A 25,550-nucleotide genomic window follows, 5' to 3' on the forward strand; every position below is an offset into this window, starting at 1 on the left:
TTTTTTGCCATTTGAGAATTCAAATAGCAGAAACATTCTTCCCTAAAGAAAATGGCGGTTAGAGATATAAGAGAGTTTACCAAACGGCATGGACGCTTTGACCACATGAATTTCTTGTGGGTCTACCCATTTTTTGCTTAAAGAGCATTGAATTTGCCGTTTTTTCAAATGCACAGCAAGGTTACAGTCTGCAGGTAAAATGACCGTTTGGTTTTTACATTCCGCGCGCATTTTTTTAGCGATCTCTAAACGAATATCTCCTTGAGTCCCGTCGAGCTCAGTAAATAAAAATAAAGAAGGGCGTGCTTCATCTAGGAGCGTCATGCAGCCAAAATAGCCTAGGGAGTTTTCATTATAGCGGTGTTTACCATAATCGTGAGGAGACGTATTTCCCAATCCAGCAATAATGACGTCGCAATTTTTCAAGAAATTTCCCAAAGATGGAGACCAGGCGCCTCCTGAGTAGTACCCACATTTGATTTCTGAATAGGGAGCTTCCAAGAGTCGTAAATCTAATCGAATGCCTAATGTCTGAGAGGTTTTATCTTTTGCCACAGGAAAATAGTGGAGAACAATATCTTCATTCAGCTCAATTTTTTCCATGTCGGTTGAATCCACAAATAATTCAAGGCTGTGAACCGTGTTTCGCTCTTGCTTAAAGTGGGGTTTTAAAATAAGAGAGAGTTCTTGATAAGCTTTTTGATTTAAATAGTAGTGGATGATTTTCGGCTCTGTATCTAATCGATTCACTTTGTAGGCTAAGTCATAAATTTGCTTGATGCCAGCGTAGCAAAGGGGGCGATCTTGGGTAACAATCACATAATCAATATCGCGAATATGCAACCCTTGTTCATGAAAATGATGTAAGAAATGGACGCCAGGATTAATCGCGATCCCTTTTTCGTTCCAACGCAAATAAGAACCATATGTTTGACTATGTGGAGTATCCAAAAAAGGAAAGGGAGGTGGTGTATTTCCGCTCAAAAGAACTAGACAACCATCCTCAAGCTGTTTTCTTCTACTTAAGAGATTCTTATATTCGTTTAAAGACTTCGCTTGTAAGTCATAGTAATTTTGAATTTGAAGACGCAAAGGCTCCTCTCCTTGCAAATTGGGAGTCTCTTTTTGGGAGGAGGTTTTAGAGAAGGAGGAAACATCTCCTTCGGAAATAACAAAAGATCTCACAGGTTTTTCTTCTTCGTCCAAAAATAAATCTTCCGAAGTATCCGAATGACTTTCAAAAATATAGTGAAGCTCATGTGCCCTTCTCTCACCAAGAGGGATAGCTAAATCGTTTGTAGAGGATAAAAGGGAAGCAGAGGAGTCTCCATTTTCTAAAGTTTGAAGTTTCTGCTGGATTTCCTGAACACTTTCTCGATGAGAATCGGAAGGCAATAATTCTTTAAGAAGGTTAAGCAAAGAATAGTCATTTGGAAAAAATTTAAGGGCTTTGCGGCTAAAGCTAATCGCTTTTTCTTGATTTCCAATAGACTTGGACACAAAGGCAGAGGCACGATAGCAAAAAAATTGGAAAAGAGGAATGGCTCTGGCTTGCAAATAATGTTTTAAAGCTAAGTCAAACTCTTGTTTAAAAAAGGCATATTCTCCTTTAAAGAACTCCTGATAAGAAGGGTCTTCGGTCCACTCTACCTGCTGCTCTTCGATGTATCTTAATAATTCTTCTAGAGCGCCTTCTTCTTTATTAAGGCGGATGGCATAGGTTTGAATTTGGTCTAGATAATTTTCGAATTTTTTTGTATCGACTAAAACTGTCATCCTCTTCACCTCTCTCTGAATATGCGATGGCATACCGTTTGTTTCAGAATGCAGTATAACTCGACGTTAATATTTTTTGCCTACCTTTTTATTCGGCAAGCTAGTTGAGAGTAAGGGGTGATTTAAATAATTGAGTTGATTTTTTTATTAATAAACTCACTTTATAAGTAAAGTTAATTCCTGTCGAAGATAAGCTTGAGGCTAACATTCTTGTTTGAACTCAAGCGGCTATAGCATGGTGGATTTATCTTTAGCTTTTTGCTACAAAAATTTCGCCCTTAAAATTTCATCCAAAGGGTAGGCAAAAGATGTAGGAACGTAGGAAAAAGCCCTTTATTTTTTCAACCCGCTGGTAAAAAATTTAACCCCTACTAGCTCGAGGTTATTCTTTAAAGTTCGGGTATCAAGATTAAATTCAAGTGGGAATTCGTAAGGGCTCTCCCACTTTTAATGCATCGGATTTTAAACGGTTGTATTTTTTTAAAGTCTCCACATCAACCTTGAAGCGCGCTGCAATTTTCCATAAAGTATCCCCTTCTTGTACAAAGTACAACCGATTGGGAGAAGTGGGAGTGGCTTTTTTGACCACGACTTTTGCAGGTGGCTGTTTCACCATAGGCGCTATCGGTACCTCTTTAGCAATCGAGGTTTTTTCAATCATGGGGGGTATCGTAGGCTCTTTTATTTTTACTTCGGCTACTTCCTGGGTCCCACTTTTTTGGGGCATAAAACGGGCTAATGCGGCTTGATGCGTGTATTTTTCGGGAATTGGTTCACCTGCCTGCTCGTAGAGACGGCGAGCGGCGAGCTCCCACACAGCATCGCTTCTAGGGCTAGCCAGAAGGTCAAGGGCGAACTGCTCTGTAAGAGGGCTCTTTTCTTTGAGTAGCCGTAAAACTTCTAATACATGACAATCATTGAGCTTTTTCAGCGCAAATAAACCATCTGTCTTTAAAATCAATTGAGCAGCAGTAGGGGAGTTTTGCTGAATATAATCGAGTAAAAACCGTTGCCTGCGAGCTACAGAAAGGTCCTGAGAAACTTTTTGTTGTTGTAAAAAAGCCGAAAGCAATAGCCAGTTTCCCTCAATCAAAACTTGCAAAAGCTCTTTCTTTGGAATGGCCACCTCAGCGCGATTGAAAAGCATTTCGACAGCTAAAAATTCTTGGGTTAAATAAAAGGCATCAGCTAGGGAAGGATCATGTTGTCCCTTTGCTTTTTGCAATAAAAGAAAAAGCCCCTCTGAAGTCATCGGCCACTGTTCAGTGAGAGCGTAGCGCATAATAGCCTGATAATGAACATCTGTTAGCCCAGGGTAGACGTAAATTTTTTCTGTTTTTTTTCCTGATTCACTCTCAAAAGCGATCGTCCTTTGTTGGGCGGGTTGAGGAAGGCCCAATAAAGCTTTAGTGAGATCGAAATAATGAAAGGTGACAAGGCAGCCTACAGCCAAATCTCTTTGTGTGTATCCATTTTCGACCAGTTGTTTATTTCCAAGTTTGGTTAAAAGCTGTTGTAAGGACATTTTTTGGAAATGGCGAATCATTTCGCCATTGCTTTTGTCCATAGCTAAAGGGGGTTGAAGAGAGTGCAAATCGGCAGGCTTTAATTCACAATAAGGAGTGGGCGGGCGTTCTTTGACAACCCAGTAGATAAATAGGGCAGTAAGGCCAATATTCAAGGCAAAACTGAGAATCAAAGCTTGGCTTAATCTTCGAATTTGATGAAGGTATTTTTTAGTTGTGGACATGGGTTAAGAGAGAGCCAAAAATAGTTATGCAGCGTTTAATCTTTCTTCTAAGGCATGGAGTTCATCGCGAATACCTGTTGGAAGTTTATCCCCGAATAAATTGAAGTAACCTGCTAGCTCTGCTACTTCTTTTTTCCATTCTTCTAGGCTGACATGCAATAAAGCTTCGACAGCCTCCTTGGAAATATTTAATCCAGTCAAGTCCAAGCTATCAGGGGTTGGCGTAATTCCAATGGTAGTTTCAAGCCCTTTTGCTTTTCCAGAGGTTCTGTCAAAAATCCATTTAAGAACACGGCAATTTTCGCCATAACCTGGCCAGAGCCATTCTCCCTCCGCATTTTGACGAAACCAATTTACATAGTAGATCTTAGGAAGTTTTTTTGCTTTTTTGGAATGCCCTATATTTAGCCAGTGTGCAAAATAATCTCCCATATTGTATCCACAAAAAGGAAGCATGGCAAAAGGATCATGGCGTAATTTCCCCACTTCGCCTGTAGCTGCAGCGGTTGTTTGGGAGGAAATGCTTGCTCCAAGAAAAGTCCCGTGGCTCCAGTTAAAAGATTCATACACAAGGGGAACGACTGAGGAGCGACGCCCGCCAAAAAGGATAGCAGAAATAGGAACACCCTTAGGATCTTCCCAAGCCGGATCCATAATGGGGCATTGGGAAGCTGGCACTGTGAAGCGTGCATTTGGATGCGCCGCTTTCTCGTTTGAACTAGGAGTCCAGCTCTGTTTCAGCCAGTTAACCAAACGTGCAGGAGGGCTTTTTGTCATCCCTTCCCACCATACGTCTCCCTCATGTGTGTGTGCTACATTTGTAAAAATGGTGTTTTTGCTAATAGTTTTCATGGCATTCGGGTTTGATTCTACCGAAGTGCCAGGAGCGACTCCAAAAAAGCCGGCTTCTGGGTTTATAGCATACAGCTGCCCATCCTCACCAAATTTCATCCAGGCAATGTCGTCTCCTACCGTCTCAACCTTCCAACCCGGTAGGGTGGGCGTTAACATCGCCAGATTTGTTTTTCCGCAGGCACTGGGAAAAGCTGCAGCGAAATATTTTTTTTCTCCCTGAGGATTTGTGAGGCTCATGATGAGCATATGCTCAGCTAGCCAACCTTCATCTCGGGCGATGACGGAGGCGATACGCAGAGCAAAGCATTTTTTCCCCAATAAGGCATTCCCCCCATATCCACTGCCAAAAGACCAGATCGCACGTTTTTCAGGAAAATGAGCGATATATTTCTCGGTTGGATGGCAGGGCCATGGAATGTCTTTTTTTCCCTTTGTTAGGGGATAGCCTACCGAATGCATGCAAGGGACAAAATGCCCATGGCCTAAAACGTCTAGAACTTTTTTACCTATACGTGTCATAATGCGCATATTGCAAACCACGTAAGGTGAGTCTGTAATCTGAACTCCAACGTGAGCAATATTGGATCCCAAGGGGCCCATGCTGAAAGGGATCACGTACATCGTTCTTCCAGCCATACAACCTTTAAATAAATTTTTAAGGGTTGCAAGCATTTCACGAGGAGCTTTCCAATGGTTTGTAGGACCTGCATCCTCTTTTTTTTCGGAGCAAATAAAGGTTCTTTCTTCGATGCGCGCCACATCCGCTGGATCGGAACTGCACACATAGCTATTAGGGCGTAAAATGGGATTAAGTTGCTGCCATTTCCCCTCTGCCATCATGCTTTGGCAAAGGGTTTCATATTCTTGTTCTGAACCGTCGCAAAGGTGTACATGTTTTGGCTGGCAAAGTTGAATGGCATCTTGAACCCACTGAATGAGAGCTTTGTTGCTTGTCCATTTCTCCAAAAAATCGGTTTTAAGAGCCATTATGTTTCCTTACCTCTACCTGCAGAGATTTCAATCTAGGAATTTGCCATGGATTTACGTTTCTTAAACTTGTCCAAATACTCTAAAGCCTTGCCAGTTCCTAAACAAACAGAGAGTAATGGATTGGGAGCTGTAATAACGGGAAGACCTGTTTCTTTAATTAACAGTTTATCTAACCCTTTCATCAAAGCACCTCCCCCCGTAATAACCATCCCCCTTTCTACAAGGTCTGCTGCAAGTTCTGGAGGGCATTTTTCCAACGTTAATTTAACATGCTCAATAATTTGCTGATTAGGCTCGGCTAAGCATTCCCGAATTTCCACCGAGTTAATTCTTTTGGTGACAGGAAGACCTGCTACCTGGTCGCGACCGCGAACTTCCATCTCCAGTTCATTCTCTCCTAAAGGATAGGCAGAACCAATGGTCATCTTAATTTCTTCAGCTGTGCGTGGACCAATCATTAAATTGTAGGTGCGACGCATGTAATTGATGATACATTCATCAAATTCATCTCCGGCGATGCGCAAAGAACGGGATTCGACAATTCCCCCCAGAGAGATGATAGCAATTTCGGTTGTTCCTCCTCCAATATCAATGATCATGCTAGCTGCAGGTTGATGAACGGGGAGGTCTACTCCGATCGCGGCCGCCATGGGCTCTTCGATGAGAATCACCTCTTGAGCTCCGGCATGTAGAGCAGCATCTTCAACGGCACGTTTTTCTACTCCCGTAATTCCAGAAGGGACCGCGATGAGAATTTTAGGTCGAAACAAACTTCTAGAAGGCGTCACGCGCTTAATTAAGGCTTTTAACATCCCTTCAGCAATTTCAAAATCTGCTATGACCCCGTCTTTCATCGGGCGCACGGCGTGAATACGGCGTGGAGTACGACCTAGCATATCTTTTGCTTTATGGCCGACGGCTAAGACTTCGTTTGTGGAGGAATCTACTGCCACAACAGAGGGCTCAGCAAGCACAATTCCCTTGCCTCTGACGAAGACGAGGGTATTGGCGGTTCCTAGATCGATTCCGATATCATTTGAAAATGCTCCTCTAAATTTATTGAGATGCCCGAAAGCAGAGCGGTACATTGTGTCAAATGACTCTTTCAATCCAGATGGGTTTTTTTTACTCATAATTTATTCCAAAGAGTGAATCTGATTAAGTTAAACTTGCAAAAGCTCCAACACTTCTTCCCAGGTCAATTTGGCAATCGCTTCTTCGTCGCAACTGACAACTTTTTTGACATGGCCTTCTTTTTGTTGCTGAAGCTGCAAGATTTTCTCTTCGATGGTTCCCAAGGTAATCAGCTTATAGGACAATACCGATTTCTTTTGCCCTAAACGGTGTACTCGGTCTGTGGCCTGGTTTTCAACGGCAGGATTCCACCACATATCATAGTGAATCACTGTATCCGCCCCAATAAGGTTGAGACCTGTACCTCCAGCTTTGAGAGAAACAAGGAAGATGGGGATATTTTCATCTTCGTTGAATTTTTTTACAATATTCAAACGATTTTTACTCGAGCCATCTAAGTATTCAAAAGGAATACCTTGTGAAGATAAATCGTCACGGATGATGTTGAGCATTCGTGTATACTGGCTAAAAATAACTGTCTTGTGCTTTCCTTCGATTAACGTAGGAATAAGCTCCATTAACATATCATATTTAGAAGAGTCGCCTCCTTCAGGTTTTTCCTTGGCAAAAATCGCAGGGTGACAGCAAATCTGTTTCAAACGTGTCAGAGTAGCCAATACATGGATTTGAACTTTATCAAATCCCTCTTTTCTGACAAGCTGGGAGAGTTCCTCTCGAGCAGATTGAGCGTAAGAGCGGTAAAGTTCCTGCTGTGTTTCTGAAAGATGACAATGATACACAATTTGAGATAAAGGTGGAAGCTCAGATAAAACATCTTGCTTCATGCGGCGCAAGATAAAGGGAGAAACTTTGCGGCGCAAGATTTCCAGATTTTTCCCTTGATTGGTATGAGGATTGCGAATATAGCGTTCCACAAATCTGTCGAAAGTGCTTAATAAGCCAGGCATTAAGAAGTCAAACAAACTCCAAAGTTCTTCCAGTGAGTTTTCAATAGGAGTTCCTGTTAAGACTAATCGGTGGGTTGCCTGCAACATTTTGACAGATTTAGCATTGCGGGTCCCTCTGTTTTTAATGTGTTGGGCTTCATCGAGAATGCAGTATCTAAATTTGAAATTTTGGTAGTGTTCAATATCTTTTTGTAGAAGAGTATAAGAGGTAACAACGATATCAAAGTTTTTAATGTTTTTAATGAGCTTTTTACGTTGCGCGGGGGAGCCATCTACAGGGAGAGTTTTCAGCTGGGGATTAAATTTAGAAAATTCTTCTTTCCAATTGTATACTAAAGAAGTTGGACAAACGACAATGGAAATAGAATCTGGATAGTCAATTTTGCTTTGGGTCACTGCGATAATCGCTTGTAATGTTTTTCCAAGCCCCATATCGTCAGCCAAAATTCCGTTAAGGTGCATATGGCGTAAGCGTTCGAGCCAATTGACCCCTTCCACTTGATATTCACGCAATTTAGCATGGATAATTTCGGGAACTTGTTTAGCTTGAAATGTTTGTTTACCAAGCATTTGCTGCTGAACTTCGCGCAATTTATCTGTCATAGAAAACTCAATGGGGAGCCCTTCGAAATTGCTTGCATCCAGACTTGCCAAACTCCATAAAGGTCTTTCTTCTTCATGGTTTGTGAGAAGGTTTATGCCAATTTCATCAAATATTTCGACCACTGGAGCGAGCTTATCTAGGTCGAGTACTAGAATTTTGAGAGTCTTAAAGCTGCTCTCATCCTCGACCCGCGTCTTTCTTTTTGAAGTTTTTCCGCGGGAAAGTTCGATAAATGTTTTTTTAGAAGATAAGCATTCCCAAAGTAAATCAACAGTCACGCCATTTAAATAGCCGTTTACTTTTAGGTCTACTTTATAGGTATCCATTCTTTCTGTTTCGGAAAGATGCAATTTGAATGTGGTATTGTCGTAGATAAACTGATCGAGCAAATTAGATGGGCAGTTAAATTTGACTCGATGTTGATTGCGCGGAATGACTTCTGTCATGAATTCCACAATTTTTTTATCGGACTTACAAACGTGGCAGTGTTGGGCCCCATCATAGGTAAAGTCTTGGAAAAGATCGTTTAAAATTTTCTGTTCTTCCGTTAAATTGCGTGCCAAGATCCCTTCTGGCTTCACGAAAGACATGATCTCTTGAATAGTGAGTTGGCTGGAAGAAGAAGGCACTTTTGTTTGCCCGTATACAAACTCGACGGTAGCTTCTAATACACCGTTGAGATAGTGGATATCGCATTCGGCGACAAGTTTTCCCGTAAAAGGAAGGGTCACGAATTTCTCGATGATTTCATTGTTGCTGACATTGGCAAATCGCATGAGTTCTGGTAGCGAGTTTTCGACAAATGTGCCGAAGAGAGGTTCAGGAATAGTGATATCTCGGACGACTGAGATGTTGCGCAAATGTTTGCGTTTGATCAAGGTAGGAAATCGATAGTAGGTGTGGTTTAAAATCATGCCGGGTTTGCAGCATTCGAAAAGACGTGCTTCTTGTAAAGTCACAATCCCTTGATCGATGAGAAGAGTGGGTTTAAAGAGGATTTTGGGATCTGAGGCAGTAAAATACTCAAGCTCAAATTGGAGATTAGCGGGGGCTGGGGAAAATCGGAGAGGTTCTTCTAGGCTTCCGCTGTAGAGACATGGCATTGTTTTCAGCTTGGAATCATCCGTCAACACGGATCCTGTAGTGCTTAATCGTTGTATGACAGATTCATACACCTGCGCCAAAATTGTGCCAAACGTTTCGCTGTCAAGCGTGGCAAGGCGCTGGGCTCTGTCTACATGGGTTTCAGGAAAGCGGGCAAAATCCATAATGCTTTTAAGGAGGAAGGCGCTTTCGTCATCAAATGATTGAAGAGTAAAATAATAGCGTTTATTTCCAATATAGAGCGGTTCGCTATAGCGTACGGCATTTAAAAAATCCCGAATTACCGGAATGATTAAAGGCTTTGATCGAAAGGGTAAGCGTAAGGCGAGTTGTATTTCGGCCGCATGGAAAGTATCCGACGCATTGCCAGAGGTGGTAAAGACAACAGCTAGCTCGGCTTTATCTAGAGTGAGCTCTTCTTCAGGTAGAAAAAAAGGAGACTGTCCTAAAACTTGTGAGGCGCTTATGTATTCTTCTAATAACTCTTTTTGTTGTTTTTTTCCTTTTCTAACTCCTTCTTTTTGGGCAGCCTCTTTGAATGTCTTGCGCAAAGTGTCTTTTTCTTTCTCATTGAAAGTATGCGTTTTTTCCAAGTCTGTTTCTTTCGAGTATTCCACCACCATTCCGTCAAATTGTTCTTCAAGATAAAAAAGGACGGCAGCTAAATGCTGGCAATCATATTTATAAGGGCAATCGCAATCTGAATCCAAGGTTGAGGAGTCGTGCCGACTAATCTCGATTTCACATTGATATTTATTGTCAAACGCACCAAGAACGCCACAGTGAACGCGAACAGTTTGGGGGGTGAGACTGACAATTTTTGCTGAAACAACCATGCCCTTGGCGTTCAAGTCTTTTCCTTCATTTAATATATTGGGCGAATAGTCTTTTTTTAATTTGCGAAAATTTAGCATTGTCACTCTCTGAAAATTTAGGTTAAAGAGCCTTTAAAAGTGCTCATACAACGGGAAATTTAGTGGAAAATTTGCAGTTTTTCACTATCTTTTAGCTTTTTTCCTATGTGAACGCAATCAAAAAAAGCGAAGAGGCTAAAAAAAAATGCCATTTTTTTTCTAGGATTTTTTTGTGGGGTTTGGTTTGTGTTTGGTATTAATTTTCAATTTGTTAGACTTAATTGCAAGCAAAAGGATTTTTGTTTGGAATAAGTTGGGAAAAGAATACTTTTGGTAAGTTTTGGTATAAAACATTTGGGTGTGGGTAAGGAGGCATGCCAGGATTGGGATGTGGTTTTAATGGGATATAAATAAATGTTTTAGGAAGGTTTTTTAAAAAAAGCGTTGAAGTTAAGACGTCTTGAGAAATATCTAAAAAAATCTTGAAAGATAATTAGCAGGGTCAGTATGGTGAAAATTAAAGAGCAAAATTCTTAAATTCCCCACCGTCGGTTCTAAGTCAAAGTTTCCTCCATTCTTTGGTTTAGAACCGACACTTTTTTTCGTTGTTTTAAAACCTTAATCAAAAAATGTTGCCGAAAAAATCTAGCCCTCCTATACTCGTCGCTTAAATCAAATGAGGTGTAGGTAAAGCCCTACAGAGTTAATTTAGATGTAATTGCGGATGTAGCTCAGTTGGTAGAGCGTCACCTTCCCAAGGTGAATGTCGTGAGTTCGAATCTCATCACCCGCTTATACAAGTCAATGCAAGGTCAAATATAGCGCAAAGTGTGCGGGTGTAGCTCAGTGGTAGAGCATCACGTTGCCAACGTGAGGGTCGTGAGTTCGAGCCTCATCACCCGCTTTGCGATTTTCAAATGCGGGTGTAGCTCAGTGGTAGAGCATCACGTTGCCAACGTGAGGGTCGTGAGTTCGAGCCTCATCACCCGCTTTATCTTATAGAGTATGATATAGGCACACTCGCCAAAGAGGTGCTCTCAAACAACTTCCAAAAAATGAGGTTACGGTGTCTAATAATCAAACAGAAGTCAGCAATGAACATGTAAAAATTAGTCTCAGAAAAGAAGATGGATGTCTTGTTAAGTTAGATGTTCATGTAACCCCTCAAGCCACTCAAGCTGCTTATCAAGAAGCGATCAAGGTTATTGCTAAAGAAGTGTCCATGCCTGGATTTCGCAAAGGAAAAGTGCCTCAAGCGATGATTTTGCAAAACTTTAACTCTCATGTGGAAAAGGAATGGCGCGATATTTTGTTGAATCGAGCGTTGCGCGAATTTATGGAAATGACTCGCATCTATCCATTTACTAAGGAAAGCGTGCAAAAAGCATTGGTTAAAAATGCTCCTCTTGAAGCAGGGGCTGATCTAGTCATTGAATTTGAATCTGCGCCTGCTATTCCTGAAGTTGATCCTCAATCCTTAGAGCTTAAGCCTGTTGAGAAGAAAGAGATTACACAAGCAGATGTGGATAAAGCGATTGAAAACGTGCGCGTTCACTATGCGGACTGGAAAGTTGTAGGAGACCGTGCGGTTCAAGAAGGTGACACTGTTGTAGTGGATGCCTGTTCAGTGGAGAATCCTGAACAAGTTTATTACGCAAATGAATCTTTTAAAGTAGATGAACAGGGGATGGCTGGATGGTTTAAAGCCGCCATAATTGGCCACCAGACAGGTGAAAGCGTTGAGGCTCAGATCGCAGATCAAGAGCCTCCTATGCATATGCGCATTACCATCAAAGAGATTAAAACGCCTATCCTTCCTGAGCTAAATGATGAATTGGCGAAGAAATCAGGGGCTGAAAGCCTAGAAGATATGCGGAACAAAATGCAAGATCAACTCAACAAACATGCAGAGGAAGAGCGCAAATTTGAATTACGCGAGCAAATTCCTTCCCTTCTTTTAGAAAAATATCCTTTTGAGGTTCCTGCCTCTATCGCAAAACAAGAGATGAAGCGACTGATTGCCGCCAAAACAGAAGAATTAAAAGAGACGGGCTTATCTGCTGCTGAAGCTTCTAAAAAAATAGAGGAAATGCGCCCACAGATTGAGAAAGAATGTGTAGACTCTATCCGCATGATTTTTTTAGAGAACGATCTTATCCAGAAGTTTAAGGTCCAAGTATCTGATGAGGAAGTATTTAGAGAGCTATTTACGCAAGTTTACCGATATTCCCAATCCTTGCCTGACGCGCGTGGTTTACTCAATTCGCCTGAGATGCATAACCGTGTGCGTCAACTCTTGATGTCAAAGAAAGTCAAGGACTTCCTTGTCGAGCAAGCTCAAAAAAATTAATTAGCCTAGCAAATTGAAAATGAAGAGCTTAAATTTTCAATTTGCATCGTAGCAAAAAAATAGTCAATTCATGTACAACAAAGGCATTATTCAAACAGCACGCTAAGGATTCGCTATGTCAGATAAAAGACCTATTAATTCTCTAACGCCTTATGTCATTGAAGATACAGCACGCGGAGAGCGCTCGATGGATATTTTTTCCCGCTTGCTCCAAGACCGTATTGTATTTATTGGCACCGATATTACGGATCAAATAGCGAATGTAGTGGTGGCTCAGCTCCTGTTTTTAAGGATGGAAGATCCAAAAAAAGATGTGCATCTGTATATTAATTCCATGGGTGGATATATCACGTCTGGTCTGGCCATTTATGATACATTGCGTTGGATGACATGTGACATCAATACTTATTGCATTGGCCAAGCTTCTTCTATGGGAGCACTTTTACTCATGGCAGGGACAAAAGGGAAGCGTTTTGCGCTACCGAACAGCCGTATCATGATTCACCAACCTTCTGGAGGGGTAGGAGGAACTTCTTCCGATATCATGTTACAAGCCAAAGAGATTTTAGTGCTCAAACGCACTCTGCACGAAATCATGGCATCAGCAACAGGCCAACCTGTTGAAAGAATCGCGGCCGATTCTGAGAGAGATTTTTATATGAGTCCTCAGGAAGCCAAAGAATATGGGATTATTGATGAAGTTGTGACAACCATGAAAAAATAAAAGTGTTAACAAAATCAGCAACATAAATGATTAAGAATGGCAAAAAAAACAAATAAAGAAAATATATCTTGTTCTTTTTGTGGGCGAACAGAAGATGCAGTTGAAAAATTAATCTCTGGTCCAAGCGCTTACATCTGCGACAAATGTGTTAGCTTGTGTTCTGGGATTTTGGAAAAGAAAAAATCGAGAACAAATCATGAATTTAAAGTTTTAAAACCAAAAGAGATTAAAGAACGTCTAGATGAATACATCATCGGACAAGAGAACGCGAAAAAAACAATTTCCGTCGCTGTTTATAATCACTACAAGAGGATTCGCTCGGCCAATACGGACAATAATCCTGTCGAATTTAATAAATCGAATGTCTTATTGTTTGGGCCCACAGGATCTGGCAAGACATTGATTGCTAAAACGTTAGCTAGTATTCTAGATGTTCCTTTTACTATTGCCGATGCAACCACGTTAACTGAAGCCGGCTATGTAGGGGAAGATGTCGAAAATATCATTTTACGCTTATTGCAAGCGGCTGATTATGACGTGAGTAAAGCGGAGCTTGGGATTATTTATATCGATGAGATCGATAAGATTAATCGCACAACCGCTAACGTATCCATTACACGAGATGTTTCAGGAGAAGGGGTGCAGCAAGCTCTTTTAAAAATTGTAGAAGGGACCATTGCGAATGTTCCTCCAAAAGGGGGAAGAAAGCATCCGAATCAAGAATACATTAAAGTGAACACAGAGAATATTTTGTTCATTGTGGGCGGCGCTTTTGTCAATCTGGAGAAAATTGTCGCAAAACGTTTGGGAAGGAGTACAATCGGTTTTACAACCAAAGATAAAGAAATTGTGGATCCCAATAAAAAGAGCGAATTGTTGGCAAAAGTTGAACCTGAAGATCTCATTCAGTTCGGAATGATCCCAGAGTTTGTAGGCCGATTTAATTCCATTGCAAACTGCAATGAATTAACCGTCACAGACTTAGTTTCTATTTTGAGCAAGCCTAAAAATGCGATTGTTAAGCAATTCATGGCCATGTTTGAAATGGAAGGGGTCAATTTGCAATTTACGGATGAAGCTCTTGCTGCAATCGCACAAAAAGCAATTCAAGCAGGAACGGGAGCCCGGGCTTTGCGTATGATTTTAGAAACTATCATGCGCGATCTCATGTTTGATGTGCCATCAGACCCCACTATCACGGAAATTGTGATCGATCACGATGTCGTCGTTGGCAAAAAAGAGCCGATCATTAAACGTACGACGGACGATGAAAAGATTGCCTAGCAGCTAATCACAGCCTATCCTCTGCTATGCAGAGGATAGGCCATCTATTAACTTAAATTTTATAGCGAATAAATCAGGCGTTTCTTTTTGTACAACTTAGGGTTTTTGCCCTTGTATGGCGTAGGCCAAGAGGGTGTTTTATGAGGGGGCAAAGAAGCCTATCGTTTTTCCTAAAAATCCTCCGCAGTTCCTCCTCGCTTCTACGCGGCTCCCTTTCTCTTGAAGGCGACAAAATTTACTTATCTTCTAAGTGAGTTGAAAGCACTCTATTCAGCTTCTGCTATTTCTCGCGTATAATGCAGCTTGTCTTGCGCCATCAGGTTTACGAATGCTTATAGCTGCTGCTTGCAGGGGATGTTTTTATTTTGGTAGGCCTTATGTGCGACAAGGCTTTACTATGAGCTGGCCTTGCAAAAGGTTCACGAGTTCGTCTACTTCCCGAAAGACACTTGCTGTCTCCCTAATCACGTCTATATAATACTCGCGCCTCCTGGTTTCAGGATTTGTAAGAGCCTGGTATTTTTGAAAAAGTTAACCGATTTTCAATTTTTATTCCTTTTTATTTTGTAAACTTTCAAACGCTTTTAGCTTTTTTTATCCCACGTGGATTTGAATGGTTGCCTATGAACCCTTTCATAAATATCTCCCTGTTTTAGTTTTACTATTTTTTTATTGTTTGCATTTTAAAACAAAAGCACTTTAGATATTTTCTTGCTTTTTCATATGAGACAAGATAGGGCATTTTTCAACCATTTTTGCTAGCGTACTTAGCAGGTAGCTTGCCGGCAAATTTCTCTTCTCTCACTTTATAAAAATAGAGATTTTTGTTTAGGGTTTGTTTTTTTTGTTAACTCTTACTTGATTGAAATTGATTGCTTGTTCAAGACTTAACTTAAGGGGTTATACTAAAAAAAGAGTTTTCATGTTAATTATCATGCGTGGAGGCCATATGGAAAAACTAAATTTAGAAGAATTAAACGTTCCACATAAATTTGCTTCTTCTCATGAGAGGGCAGAAGTAGTCCAATTGATTTCCAAAGCCGCCCAGCCATTTGGTTCTATAGAAGACGCCTTTTTAGAAGATCTACTCGCTCGAATTGGAGATGCTCGCCTGGTTTTATTAGGAGAGTCCACCCATGGCACTTCTGAATTTTATCGGATGCGCGCGCGAATCACACAGGAGCTTATTTTAAAAAAAGGGTTTAATAATGTCGCCCTCGAGGCCGATTGGCCTGATGTAGAGCAATTAAATCGGTTTGTTCGACACCTGCCTCACGGCCTAATTGAAAAAAAGATTTTTAAACGCTTTCCCAGTTGGATGTGGAAAAATGAAGAATTCCATGCGTTTGTTGTATGGCTTAGGCACTATAACTCACAGTCGAGCCATCCTCAATCGCCTGTAAATCTTTATGGATTAGACCTCTACAATTTTTATCAATCCGTAGAAACAATTCTTACATATTTGGAGCAAAAAGACCCGCAGCTTGCTCAAACCGCACGCAAGCAATATGCATGCTTTCTTTCTTGGAGAAATGATCCCTCTCATTATGGGTTGGCCACCGCCGCAGGCCTAGCAAAGGGGTGTGAGAACGAAGTGGTTTCCATTTTAATTAAATTACTAGAGAGCTATGCAGAAAATAGAATTCCATATGGGGAAGAATTTGTCTCCATCTTTCAAAATGCTGTCTCAATTGTCGATGCCGAGGAGTATTATCGCAATCTTTACCAATTACAAGCCTCCTGTTGGAATATCAGAGATCGGCACATGTTTCAAACAGTCGAAACGATCCTTTCTGTTCCAAGAAATTCTGCTAAGGTTATCGTGTGGGCCCACAATTCTCACGTTGGCAATGCAGCTGCCACTGACAGCCGCAAGCGGGGCGAATTTAATCTCGGAGAACTGTGCAAAGAAAAGTATGGAGACGACGCCTATCTTATTGGATTTGGCACTCATAAAGGCACAGTAGCCGCTGCATCTTCATGGGGTGGACAGACTGAAATAAAAGAAGTCAGGGCTTCTCATCCCGAAAGTGTGGAACGGCTATTTCACGATAGCCATATTCCCTCTTTTTTCCTCCCTTTAAAAGGTGAGCTCGAGCAAACTTTGAAGATTTGGCTGCCTCAACGCGCTATAGGAGTGATCTATTTGCCCGAAAATGAGTTGAGAAGCCATTATTTACACGCTGTTTTACCTTATCAGTTTGACGAGTATATTTGGTTCGACCACACCCATGCTGTCGTGCCGCTCTCTATCCAATCTAAACCCGGGGCAGCGGACACTTATCCTTTTGGCATATAACATGCTCAGGTGGGTGGAATAAATCAGTCCTCACAGGCTTGTTTCGTCAATCAGCAAAGCATTATCACAGGCAACTATTTGAGAATCTAATTGAGTAATAAGGGGATCGTCTTGATCATCTTCGCTTTCTCCTATATCCCCTAATCTTATCTCCCTGTAAGTTTCTAAGCTATCTCGCAATTCCCTCAGTTCGTTTTCCTCATCAAGCTCTAAACCGATGATGTCTTTTAAGGAGGCTGACGCTTTGCGATGCTCTAAGATTTTATCAATCAGCTGATTGATGTGGTTTTGACAGCGGTAAAGGACTTCCTCCGCCAAATCTTGGTAACATTCTTCCACACTCTCCAACTTAGGGCAGATACGGTCTAATACCTGCTGACATTCTGCCTGAAAGGAGTTAAGGTGGGAAAGCTGATCGCTAGAGAGAGAGCTATTTTTGAGGGTCTTTAGCTCCTCATGGTATTTTTTTAGCTTGGGCAGCTGAGAAAAGATAACAGCTTGTGATTTATCCAGCTGGGATAGAAGGTCGAGCTGGGTAAATAAATCTTTTTCTAGCTCTGGTTCTTTAATATCATACAGTCGCATTGAGGATTGATCTAACTCTGCCAAAATGTTTTCTAAAGTTATTTTAGCTTCTTTGATTTTTGAATCCATATGACCCTCCCATTTAAGTAAATTTTGCCTCTACAGAAGATGGCGATACGCTATTTATCTGAATCGCACTCTCTTAAATGAATGAGTGGCTACTTTTTGAAGAGATAAGCAGCCACCTTAAATTTTACTCGCTTTTTAAATGGCCTGCCCGACTATATTTTGTCTTGTTAAAGTGACCTCAGCGCGGCGATAGGCTCTGCAGGCATTTACTTTACATGCCCCGAAGGGTTCCCATATACTCTCGGTCATCGACTTTATAGGTGGCTTGAGGCAAGGATAGGGAATCCTCCCAAGGATGGATTCAAGCTGAATAGTTGTCTCAAGAATAGGGGCTTCCTTTTTGCTCATTTTTTGCCTCCAACTCAATAAGTTAAGCGATAGGGAAAACTAATTTTATTTTAATCCGATCCTCCAATCGATGGAACCTTTTTTTAGTGGATTTAAAAAAGTGCTCTCTCTAAAAGCTAGGGAAATGGCTTCCAAAGATGTAACTGCACCTTTATCTTGACGAATATTAAACATACACCTTATTTCATCCCTCAGCTTTGGCTAAATGCTTTGAAAGCTCATTAACTCCCCCTCTCGATGCAAAACTTTTCCTAGCCATTAAAAAAATGGCATGCTAATCAGTTAAAAGAACCTTCGAAACAAAGGAAGATCATGCCTCGGATAGAGAAATTCGATCTCCCCCTCTCGGATGAGCATTTCCAAAAACTTAAATTTTTAATAGATGTTAGAGACTGGGCATATTTTACTGAAAAACAACGAGAACCATGCTGGGCTTATATAGCTTTTGATGGTGAAAACCCTGTAGGGATTATTGTAGGGATTAATACCACTTTAGCCCTTTTTGCTGAATTGCACTCATTTTTTGTCCTTCCAAGCTATCGAGGGCAGAAATTAGGAAGCCAGTTGCTTCATCATGCAGAACAGAATTTAATGAGACAGGGTTGTAAATCTTGTTCGTTATTTTTTCGCTTTGACCCTTATAGGTATCAAGCGAATGAAAAGTTTTTATTAGCTAAAGGTTGGAATCAGAGCATTCATTCGGCCCAATTTTTTCTATTTCATTCTGCTCTTTTCGATCCACCTTGGTTAAAACATTCTGTAGAGCCTTTGGTAGAGCCATTTCGGAAAGTTTTTTGGAAAGATGTTCCGCATGCCGATTTATCTGCCTTGCGAGAACTCGAAGAGCAAGGAGCCTATCCTTCTTACGTTTCCCCTTTTAACCAAATAGAAAACATTGAGCCAATTAATAGCCTTGTCCTTTATTGGAAGCAAGAGATTGTGGGATGGCTTCTCACTCATCGCGTTGCCTCGGGGATGATTCGCTATCATGCATTTTTTATACAACCTCAATTTCAGCACCAAGGATTTTCTGTCAAACTTTTATGCGATTCGATCAGGCTGCAGATTCAATCCACTGTACCCTATGCCGTGGTGGAAATTAACACGCAAATCTCCGACCCCACATGGGTGCAGTTTGCCAAAAAAAGATTAGCTCCTTATGCTCAGGCTTTAGGGTTTATGAGGCAAAGCTGGAAAAGGCTTAAATAAAAAACTTTCCCTTTTGAAAACTCTTCTCTTTTAAATTTTGTAGAGTTGCTAAGATTTTTTTCTTTGCTTTTGACATGCCCCAATAAAGGGAGGAGACAAAATGCACCGGTATGTCCTTAAACTAGAAGGTGAAAGTCCTTTACAACTTCTAATAAAGAGAGCTGTTGGGGAAGGCCAGGGAACTTATTGCGAGAAAGTATCGGAAAAAAATGTATCCCCAATGCTGGCCTGACAAACGGGAAGGATAGATGGGGTAGAGGAGGCCCTTAGCAAGAGGATGCCTTGGCATCCACACCCCACAAGAGGTTACCTGTATTTCTTATATCCTCATTCAAGATGAGTTTGTAAATGGGGAAATGAGTGGATGGGCTAGCTGTGATTGGTTAACACTTTAGCGTTAGGTGTTTTATGGAGGTGAGAAGAAACCCCCTCGTTATAGTAGGTTTAGAATAACTAAATTCAATAGAGGAACACACTATCGCGTTATTTCTTCAGCTATCTCTAGGAAGTAAGAAAAAGCCCTAAAAAGCGAGGCGATCTATGAGCCTAAAAGAATACCGCTCTAAGCGGGATTTGGAAGAAAGCAAAGAACCCGTTGGGGGTCAAAAAGCGCAAGCTGGACCTTTGCATTTTTGCGTGCAGAAGCATGCAGCCCGCCGATTGCACTATGACTTCCGTTTAGAATATAAAGGCGTTCTTTTGAGCTGGGCCGTTCCAAAGGGACCCTCACTCAACCCTCGTGACAAGCGATTGGCAGTCCGAGTAGAGGATCATCCTCTCGACTACCAATATTTTGAAGGAACCATCCCAAAAGGCCATTATGGAGCAGGCACCGTCGAAATATGGGATCATGGGACTTTTGCCGTTCCGAATGGAAAAGCGCCTAAGAAAATCGAAAAGCACCTCGAAGAAGGATTAAGGAAAGGGCATTTTACTGTCATTTTGCAGGGGAATAAGTTAAAAGGCGAATTTTTTTTTCAAAAATTAAAGTCATCTAAGGATGATAAGAGTTGGCTATTAATTAAGAGAGAAGACGCTTATGCAGTTGGAAAAGCAGCCGTCGAAAACTCTGCTAAGCAAGCAGAGATGCCCGAATTTATTTCGCCCATGCTGGCTACCTTAACAGATCGCCCTTTTAATGGAGAGGATTGGCTTTTTGAAATTAAATGGGATGGCTATCGCGCTTTGGCCTTTGTGGATGAAAAAGGGGTCCAGCTAAAGTCACGCAATCGCCTCCTTTTAAATGAGAAGTTTCCTTCCATTGTAGATAATTTGAAAAAAATTCCTGCAAAAGTGATTTTAGATGGGGAGCTGGTTGTTTTAGATCATGAAGGCAGATCTGATTTTCAGCTGATGCAAAACTATCAAAAAAAGCGCAAAGGAGCTTTATATTACTACGTCTTTGACCTTTTATATGCAGATGGGCAAGATTTGCGTCATCTTCCTCTCATTGAACGCAAAAACATTTTGAAAAAAATCTTAAACAAAGCGCCTCTTTCTCTTATACGCTTCAGCGATCATGTGATTAACGAGGGAGAAGAATTTTACAAAGAAGCTTCCGAGAGGCAACTAGAAGGAATTATTGCTAAAAAAATCTCGAGCCCCTATCGATCGCAACGAAGCCAGGATTGGTTAAAAATTAAAACGGGACTAAGGCAAGAAGTGGTGGTGGGTGGCTTTACACAACCGCGAGGTTCCCGAAAAAAATTTGGAGCCCTTTTAGTGGGCGTCTACGATGATCAGGGAGCCTTACATTATGTAGGACATGTAGGTGGAGGATTTAGCCATAGTTTATTAGAGGAGGTTTACCAGCAATTATCCCCGTTAACTCAAACCAACTCTCCATTTAAAAATGCTCCTAAACCTAATATGCCTGTCACATGGGTCAAACCAGAATTAATCTGTGAAGTTTCATTTGCAGAATGGACCAAGGATAACATGATGCGCCAACCTATTTTTCGAGGTGTTAGAATAGATAAAGAACCTGAAGAAGTTAAAAAGGAAGTCTCCACACCAAAGGCAGAAAAAAAGGAGGGTATAAGGAAAATAAAAGATCTCGAGCTTACTCATTTGGATAAGCTTTATTGGCCCCAAGAAAATTACACGAAAGGAGACCTACTTGCTTATTATCATGAAGTGGCTCCTTATATATTGCCTTACCTTAGAAATCGCCCTATCACTTTGCACCGTTTCCCCGATGGAATTGAAGGAAAGGAATTTTATCAAAAGGATATAAGCTTTTCCCATCCAGCTTGGTTAAAAACATACCCTGTTAAGCATGATGGAAAAGTGGACCACTATTTGTTGATTCCCGATCTACGCTCTTTGCTTTACGCCGTTAATTTAGGAAGCATTGATTTGCATCCCTGTATGTCTCCTTGCCGAAACCTAGAGAAGCCTAGTTATTGTGTGATTGATTTAGACCCTGAGGAGATAGCTTTTGAAGAGGTGATTGAAGTTGCGGCTGCCACCCACCAATTTTTAGAGAAGGCCAAAATAAAAAATTACTGTAAGACATCGGGGGGGAAAGGATTACACATTTTTATTCCTTTACATTCCAAGTATGACTATGAGCAATCAAAGCAGTTTGCCTATATTATTTCCTTGTGCATTCATAAACAGTTCCCCTCTATTACTTCGTTGGAGAGAAGCCCACAAAATAGGCAAAAAAAAATTTACTTAGATTATTTGCAAAATAGCCCTTTGCAAACTATTGTCGCCCCTTATTCAGTGCGTCCGCGCCCAGGAGCATCGGTTTCTACTCCCTTGCTTTGGGAAGAGGTTAAAACGGGATTAGATCCAAAGGATTTTAACATGCAGACTATCTTAGAACGCCTGGGAAAAATGGGGGATATTTTTAAACCTATTTTTAGCAGCGGTGTGAATATGCAAACTGCCTTAAATCGTTTAAAAAAGCTGCTAGACTAATGGCGGCCAAACAAAGAATTTTGCTTTCTTCACTTACTAGGTTTGCGCATGAATTCTCTAATCCTTTCCCTTTAGCTGCCCTTATTAGCATGCCTGCTTTCTCGCCAATTGAGAAAATTTCTTATACTAGCTTCGGAATGATTTTTTCTGGATAAATATGTATTAGCCTGGGTATGATGAATCTGAATTTTAATTAATCCGTTTAGCAATCAATTATTTACGCTAAATAGCTGATTTGTGTTTGAGGAGAGATCCACGTGAAGAAAGCTTTTGTAGGCCTCGGTGGGAACATTGGAGATAGCTGCTCAATCCTAAGACAGGCTCTGAAGCATATTGAGCAACTTTCGGGTATTGTACACCTCAAAGTTTCCTCGTTTTATTTAACCACTCCCGTTGGTCCCGTTTTACAAAACCATTTTGTGAATGCTGTATGTTGCTTTGAAACGACCTATTCTGCGGAGGATTTGTTGGCCCATCTTCAAGGCATTGAAAAAGCGTTAGGAAAAGTGGAAAAACCAAAGAATGCTCCTCGCATCATTGATTTGGACCTGCTCTTTTTTGGCACTGAAGTGTATACTTCTTCTTGTCTTCAGGTTCCTCACCCAAGGTGGAGAGAGCGGTTGTTTGTTCTAGCCCCTTTAGCGGATTTAGTAGAGGAATTAGAGGTTCCTTTAAAAGATGGAAAGGGGATACGTGTGAATTTACGCCATCTTTTGCATGCATTTCCCAATATACACGAAGAAACCGTATCCTTACTGCAAGAAAAAATAGCGATTTAAGTGAGCAAAATGAAAAAAACTACACCCAAGTTAGCTGTCAAAGACTTTTATATTGGCCAAAAACATCTCGTCATTATGTCGGGCCCCTGCGTGATCGAAAGTGAAGCACATACCCTTAAGGCAGCGGAAGCGCTTCAAAAAATATTTATGCCTTTTAAAAATGTGCGGCTCATTTTTAAATCTAGCTATGATAAGGCAAATCGAACGTCTGTTCATTCCTTCCGAGGACCTGGATTAGAAGAAGGATTGCGCATTCTTCAAAAAGTAAGAGAGCAAACCGGATTGGCTGTGGTGACAGATGTTCATTCTCCCCAAGAAGCGGTGGCTGCAAGCCAAGTTTGCGAAATTATACAAATCCCGGCGTTTTTATGTAGGCAAACGGACTTAGTGGTGGCAGCGGGCAAGACAGGTGCCATTGTCAATATTAAAAAAGGGCAATTTATGGCTCCTTGGGATATGAAGAATGTGGTGGACAAGCTGCATTCCACAGGAAATCAAAAAGTCATTCTAACTGACAGGGGAGCCTCCTTTGGTTACAATAACCTTGTCAGCGATATGCGTGCCATTCCTATCATGCAGCAGATGGGAGTCCCTGTTTGCTTTGATGCAACCCATTCGGTTCAATTGCCAGGAGGACAAGGTCACGCCTCTGGTGGGCAAAGAGAATTTATTCCCGTCTTGGCCAAAGCCGCGGTAGCTGTAGGTGTGGATTGTTTATTTATTGAATCTCATCCTGATCCACAACAGGCTAAAAGTGATGCTGCGTCTGTTATGCATTTTAAAGATCTGCCTAAGCTGCTTAAATTGCTTGAACCTATGTATCAACTCGTGCGACAGGATTTGGATGAGTAAACGCCCTTTTTCTTTTTTAAAGGCTTCTTGGTTATTGTTTACTGCTTTCTTTATCACCTTTCTTTTATTAGCGGTTTATTTATTAAAACCAGATCCAAAAGCCGAAGTTTTTTATCATCATTTGACTGGCTCTCAGAAAAATTCCGAGAAAAATGGGTATAAGCTACAGCAACAACGAAAGGGGATGGTGAAAGAAATCCTTTTTAACGAAGGGACACAGTTACGTAAACTTCGCTTAGAATGTTGCGAAGCAGACATTTTGTTTGTAGAGCAAGAAGGAAAAGGGGAAATCCAAGAGCGGATGTATGACGTGATTGGGAGGATGCAAGAAAAGTTGTATTATGTCTTACCCGATGGGCGGCTAGCATACGGCATTCCTAACCATTTTTTTCAGATTGAAGAATTGGATGTGCGAGGCAAAAAAATCTTATTGAAGGATTCCGGAGCCATTCCCATGCAAACCATCAACTATTTTGAAGCGGATATGGCAACTTATACCTTCCGCCATGAAAGGTTTATGGCAGAACAGGTCCAAATGATTCGTTATACCTTACCCTCACACATTTTAATGTATCCTTTTACTGAATCCACCCCAATCATGACAGGAGTAGCTTCAAAAGTAGAATTTTCATTAAAAAATAGAAAATTTAACATACTAGCAAGCCAATTCAAAGGGCGGTTTGAAGTGGCTGAGGCTGCTTTATGAATCCTTTTAGGAAAAAAATTACGCTTATTTTTCTAGTGATAAGGGGTTTTTTAACAGCTTTTGAAACACTCTATGTGGAATCTGAGATCGCCTCCTATCATGGCAAAGAAATTTTCTTAAAAGGCAATGCTGTTGTAGAGCACCCTCTAGGGCGAATCTCAGCGCAACGCATGGATCTGCTTCATGATCAAAAACTCTATAAGCTAAACCTAGATGAGCAAGTCAAGCTCATTTTAAAAGGGGGAGTTGAGCTTGAATGCGGGAATGCTGAAATTCTCTGTAACCAAATGAAAGGAACTTTTAAATCTACTCAGAAGCAGCCTCAAGTCATTTATACAGAGGCAACCACCCCTGATACTTGCTTAATTGTTAAAAGTGGGGAAATGGCTGCTGAACTAACCCGAGAAGGAAAGGATTGGGCGTTTAAAAAAATTCAAGCCCAAGAGAAAGTCTCTATTCATTACAACAACATTTTCACGGCTTTTGGAGAGTTTTTGACTTATGATCAGCCGGGCCTCTCTAAATCCAAAAAAAATCAAGGAAACCTGACTTTGCAGGGGTTGACAAATGAGCAAGAATGCTATCTTTTAACGGGGGAAGGAGATTTTATTAGAGCCCAACGTATGACTCTTGATATGCAAAAAAGATGTTCTTTTTTCACCCAACCGCATGGAGAGTTAAAAGCTATTGCCAGGGGAGGCGTTGTATTTTCTGCCGATTCCTTGCAGTGGAACGATCCTCAACATTTACTGATTCTGGAAGGAAATGTTAACATTCTCCAACCAGGGATTGGGGAGATGACAACGGATCACCAGGTTATCCTTTATCGCGCTTACTTCGACGGGAAATGGCAAATTCGAACGATCCGAGTTCCAGGCAAATGCACTTTAAATCATCATAATCCAAAAAAAAATGCTTTAACTCATACTTTAATTTGTTATGGAAGCCTAGAGGTTGATCGGTTAATACTTAAAGCATTTCTTAAAAGCCCTTTAGATAGTAAGGGAAACGTATTGCGTGAACAGCAAATTCATTATATCGATCCTCTGGGAGAGATTTATGCAGACACTATCACTATTTCTTATGCCCAAAAGCAGGCTATTGCTGTCCCTTCTCTCCTTGTTTTTGAGGGAAATGTTTATATTTCTAATCAATTTGAGGAGGGAAAGGGGACCAACATCTTAAAAGAATATGTTTTAGCTGATAAGGTAGAATATCATCCGCAAACTAAAGAGATGTACCTTTCTGCTCTTCATGGAAAGCGGGTCCTTTTTTACGATAAAATTGATAACTTACAAGTTAGCGCCCCTTCTCTCAAAATTAAGCGTGATCGCCACAAGAAAAAAGATTCAATCCAAGGATATGGGGATGTCCGTTTCAGCTTTATGGAACATGAATTTGATAAGTTAAAAAGCCGGTTTTTGCTCGATAAAAAATAAATG

At 41.0% G+C, this 25,550-nt stretch carries 16 protein-coding genes and 3 tRNA genes; 13 read left to right on the top strand and 6 right to left on the bottom strand.

The features are described from left to right. Nucleotides 1–42: 42 nt before the first annotated feature. The 5 genes from PARA125_RS09310 to PARA125_RS09330 all read right to left on the bottom strand — a co-directional run bounded on the left by PARA125_RS09310 (nt 43) and on the right by PARA125_RS09330 (nt 10,035). Nucleotides 43–1,776: a hypothetical protein gene (locus PARA125_RS09310; protein WP_213158613.1), complete on the bottom strand. Its 1,734-nt coding sequence runs from the start codon at nt 1,774–1,776 to the stop codon at nt 43–45. Nucleotides 1,777–2,191: 415 nt separating this feature from the next. Then, complete coding sequence (locus tag PARA125_RS09315) at nt 2,192–3,526, bottom strand: LysM peptidoglycan-binding domain-containing protein (protein ID WP_213158614.1); 1,335 nt, start codon at nt 3,524–3,526, stop codon at nt 2,192–2,194. 24 nt (nt 3,527–3,550) lie between these two features. Then, complete coding sequence (locus tag PARA125_RS09320; RefSeq protein WP_213158615.1) at nt 3,551–5,368, bottom strand: phosphoenolpyruvate carboxykinase (GTP); 1,818 nt, start codon at nt 5,366–5,368, stop codon at nt 3,551–3,553. Nucleotides 5,369–5,403: 35 nt separating this feature from the next. Then, entirely contained in the window at nt 5,404–6,459 is a 1,056-nt protein-coding gene (locus PARA125_RS09325) for a rod shape-determining protein (protein ID WP_213158668.1), read from the bottom strand. A gap of 75 nt (nt 6,460–6,534) precedes the next feature. After that, nucleotides 6,535–10,035, bottom strand: a complete 3,501-nt coding sequence (locus tag PARA125_RS09330; protein ID WP_213158616.1) for a DEAD/DEAH box helicase — start codon at nt 10,033–10,035, stop codon at nt 6,535–6,537. A gap of 660 nt (nt 10,036–10,695) precedes the next feature. Here PARA125_RS09330 and PARA125_RS09335 point away from each other — a divergent pair. The 7 genes from PARA125_RS09335 to PARA125_RS09365 all read left to right on the top strand — a co-directional run bounded on the left by PARA125_RS09335 (nt 10,696) and on the right by PARA125_RS09365 (nt 16,632). Next, nucleotides 10,696–10,768 (top strand) — tRNA-Gly (locus tag PARA125_RS09335). A gap of 39 nt (nt 10,769–10,807) precedes the next feature. Next, nucleotides 10,808–10,879: transfer RNA gene (locus PARA125_RS09340), tRNA-Gly, on the top strand. Between the two features lie 15 nt (nt 10,880–10,894). Further along, nucleotides 10,895–10,966 (top strand) — tRNA-Gly (locus tag PARA125_RS09345). Nucleotides 10,967–11,041: 75 nt separating this feature from the next. Next, the gene (gene tig, locus PARA125_RS09350; RefSeq protein WP_213158617.1) at nt 11,042–12,325 is read left to right on the top strand and encodes a trigger factor; all 1,284 of its coding nucleotides are present in this window, start codon (nt 11,042–11,044) and stop codon (nt 12,323–12,325) included. 115 nt (nt 12,326–12,440) lie between these two features. Continuing rightward, nucleotides 12,441–13,049, top strand: coding sequence for an ATP-dependent Clp protease proteolytic subunit (locus PARA125_RS09355; protein WP_213158618.1), 609 nt, complete (start codon nt 12,441–12,443; stop codon nt 13,047–13,049). A 36-nt stretch (nt 13,050–13,085) separates the two neighbouring features. After that, on the top strand, nt 13,086–14,333 hold the full coding sequence (gene clpX / locus PARA125_RS09360; RefSeq protein ID WP_213158619.1) for an ATP-dependent Clp protease ATP-binding subunit ClpX: 1,248 nt from the start codon (nt 13,086–13,088) through the stop codon (nt 14,331–14,333). Between the two features lie 949 nt (nt 14,334–15,282). After that, a complete protein-coding gene (locus PARA125_RS09365; protein WP_213158620.1) occupies nt 15,283–16,632 on the top strand; it encodes an erythromycin esterase family protein in 1,350 nt (449 codons plus the stop codon). A 30-nt stretch (nt 16,633–16,662) separates the two neighbouring features. On the opposite strand, the gene PARA125_RS09370 is transcribed toward PARA125_RS09365, so the two are convergent. Then, on the bottom strand, nt 16,663–17,286 hold the full coding sequence (locus tag PARA125_RS09370) for a hypothetical protein (protein ID WP_213158621.1): 624 nt from the start codon (nt 17,284–17,286) through the stop codon (nt 16,663–16,665). A 660-nt stretch (nt 17,287–17,946) separates the two neighbouring features. On the opposite strand from PARA125_RS09370, the gene PARA125_RS09375 reads away from it, so the two are divergent. The 6 genes from PARA125_RS09375 to PARA125_RS09400 all read left to right on the top strand — a co-directional run bounded on the left by PARA125_RS09375 (nt 17,947) and on the right by PARA125_RS09400 (nt 25,547). After that, on the top strand, nt 17,947–18,843 hold the full coding sequence (locus tag PARA125_RS09375) for a GNAT family N-acetyltransferase (protein ID WP_213158622.1): 897 nt from the start codon (nt 17,947–17,949) through the stop codon (nt 18,841–18,843). Between the two features lie 540 nt (nt 18,844–19,383). After that, nucleotides 19,384–21,771, top strand: a complete 2,388-nt coding sequence (gene ligD / locus PARA125_RS09380; protein WP_213158623.1) for a DNA ligase D — start codon at nt 19,384–19,386, stop codon at nt 21,769–21,771. 257 nt (nt 21,772–22,028) lie between these two features. Then, nucleotides 22,029–22,550 (top strand): 2-amino-4-hydroxy-6-hydroxymethyldihydropteridine diphosphokinase, encoded by a 522-nt coding sequence (folK, locus tag PARA125_RS09385; RefSeq protein ID WP_213158624.1) that lies wholly within the window; start codon nt 22,029–22,031, stop codon nt 22,548–22,550. A gap of 9 nt (nt 22,551–22,559) precedes the next feature. After that, entirely contained in the window at nt 22,560–23,402 is an 843-nt protein-coding gene (gene kdsA / locus PARA125_RS09390) for a 3-deoxy-8-phosphooctulonate synthase (RefSeq protein WP_213158625.1), read from the top strand. After that, entirely contained in the window at nt 23,395–24,108 is a 714-nt protein-coding gene (locus PARA125_RS09395) for a hypothetical protein (protein WP_213158626.1), read from the top strand. The genes kdsA and PARA125_RS09395 overlap by 8 nt, the downstream gene beginning before the upstream one ends. Next, a complete protein-coding gene (locus PARA125_RS09400; RefSeq protein ID WP_213158627.1) occupies nt 24,105–25,547 on the top strand; it encodes a hypothetical protein in 1,443 nt (480 codons plus the stop codon). The genes PARA125_RS09395 and PARA125_RS09400 overlap by 4 nt, the downstream gene beginning before the upstream one ends. Nucleotides 25,548–25,550 lie beyond the last annotated feature (3 nt).

It is taken from the genome of Parachlamydia sp. AcF125 (assembly GCF_018342475.1).
In the GTDB taxonomy this organism is placed as follows: Bacteria; Chlamydiota; Chlamydiia; order Chlamydiales; family Parachlamydiaceae; genus Parachlamydia.

What these genes read in the sequence shown, in the direction of transcription:
- PARA125_RS09310 (WP_213158613.1), bottom strand. Translation starts at nt 1,776, where the DNA reads ATGACAGTTTTAGTCGATACAAAAAAATTCGAAAATTATCTAGACCAA.
- PARA125_RS09315 (WP_213158614.1), bottom strand. Translation starts at nt 3,526, where the DNA reads ATGTCCACAACTAAAAAATACCTTCATCAAATTCGAAGATTAAGCCAA.
- PARA125_RS09320 (WP_213158615.1), bottom strand. Translation starts at nt 5,368, where the DNA reads ATGGCTCTTAAAACCGATTTTTTGGAGAAATGGACAAGCAACAAAGCT.
- PARA125_RS09325 (WP_213158668.1), bottom strand. Translation starts at nt 6,459, where the DNA reads ATGTACCGCTCTGCTTTCGGGCATCTCAATAAATTTAGAGGAGCATTT.
- PARA125_RS09330 (WP_213158616.1), bottom strand. Translation starts at nt 10,035, where the DNA reads ATGCTAAATTTTCGCAAATTAAAAAAAGACTATTCGCCCAATATATTA.
- PARA125_RS09355 (WP_213158618.1), top strand. Translation starts at nt 12,441, where the DNA reads ATGTCAGATAAAAGACCTATTAATTCTCTAACGCCTTATGTCATTGAA.
- clpX (WP_213158619.1), top strand. Translation starts at nt 13,086, where the DNA reads ATGGCAAAAAAAACAAATAAAGAAAATATATCTTGTTCTTTTTGTGGG.
- PARA125_RS09365 (WP_213158620.1), top strand. Translation starts at nt 15,283, where the DNA reads ATGGAAAAACTAAATTTAGAAGAATTAAACGTTCCACATAAATTTGCT.
- PARA125_RS09370 (WP_213158621.1), bottom strand. Translation starts at nt 17,286, where the DNA reads ATGGATTCAAAAATCAAAGAAGCTAAAATAACTTTAGAAAACATTTTG.
- PARA125_RS09375 (WP_213158622.1), top strand. Translation starts at nt 17,947, where the DNA reads ATGCCTCGGATAGAGAAATTCGATCTCCCCCTCTCGGATGAGCATTTC.
- ligD (WP_213158623.1), top strand. Translation starts at nt 19,384, where the DNA reads ATGAGCCTAAAAGAATACCGCTCTAAGCGGGATTTGGAAGAAAGCAAA.
- kdsA (WP_213158625.1), top strand. Translation starts at nt 22,560, where the DNA reads ATGAAAAAAACTACACCCAAGTTAGCTGTCAAAGACTTTTATATTGGC.
- PARA125_RS09395 (WP_213158626.1), top strand. Translation starts at nt 23,395, where the DNA reads ATGAGTAAACGCCCTTTTTCTTTTTTAAAGGCTTCTTGGTTATTGTTT.
- PARA125_RS09400 (WP_213158627.1), top strand. Translation starts at nt 24,105, where the DNA reads ATGAATCCTTTTAGGAAAAAAATTACGCTTATTTTTCTAGTGATAAGG.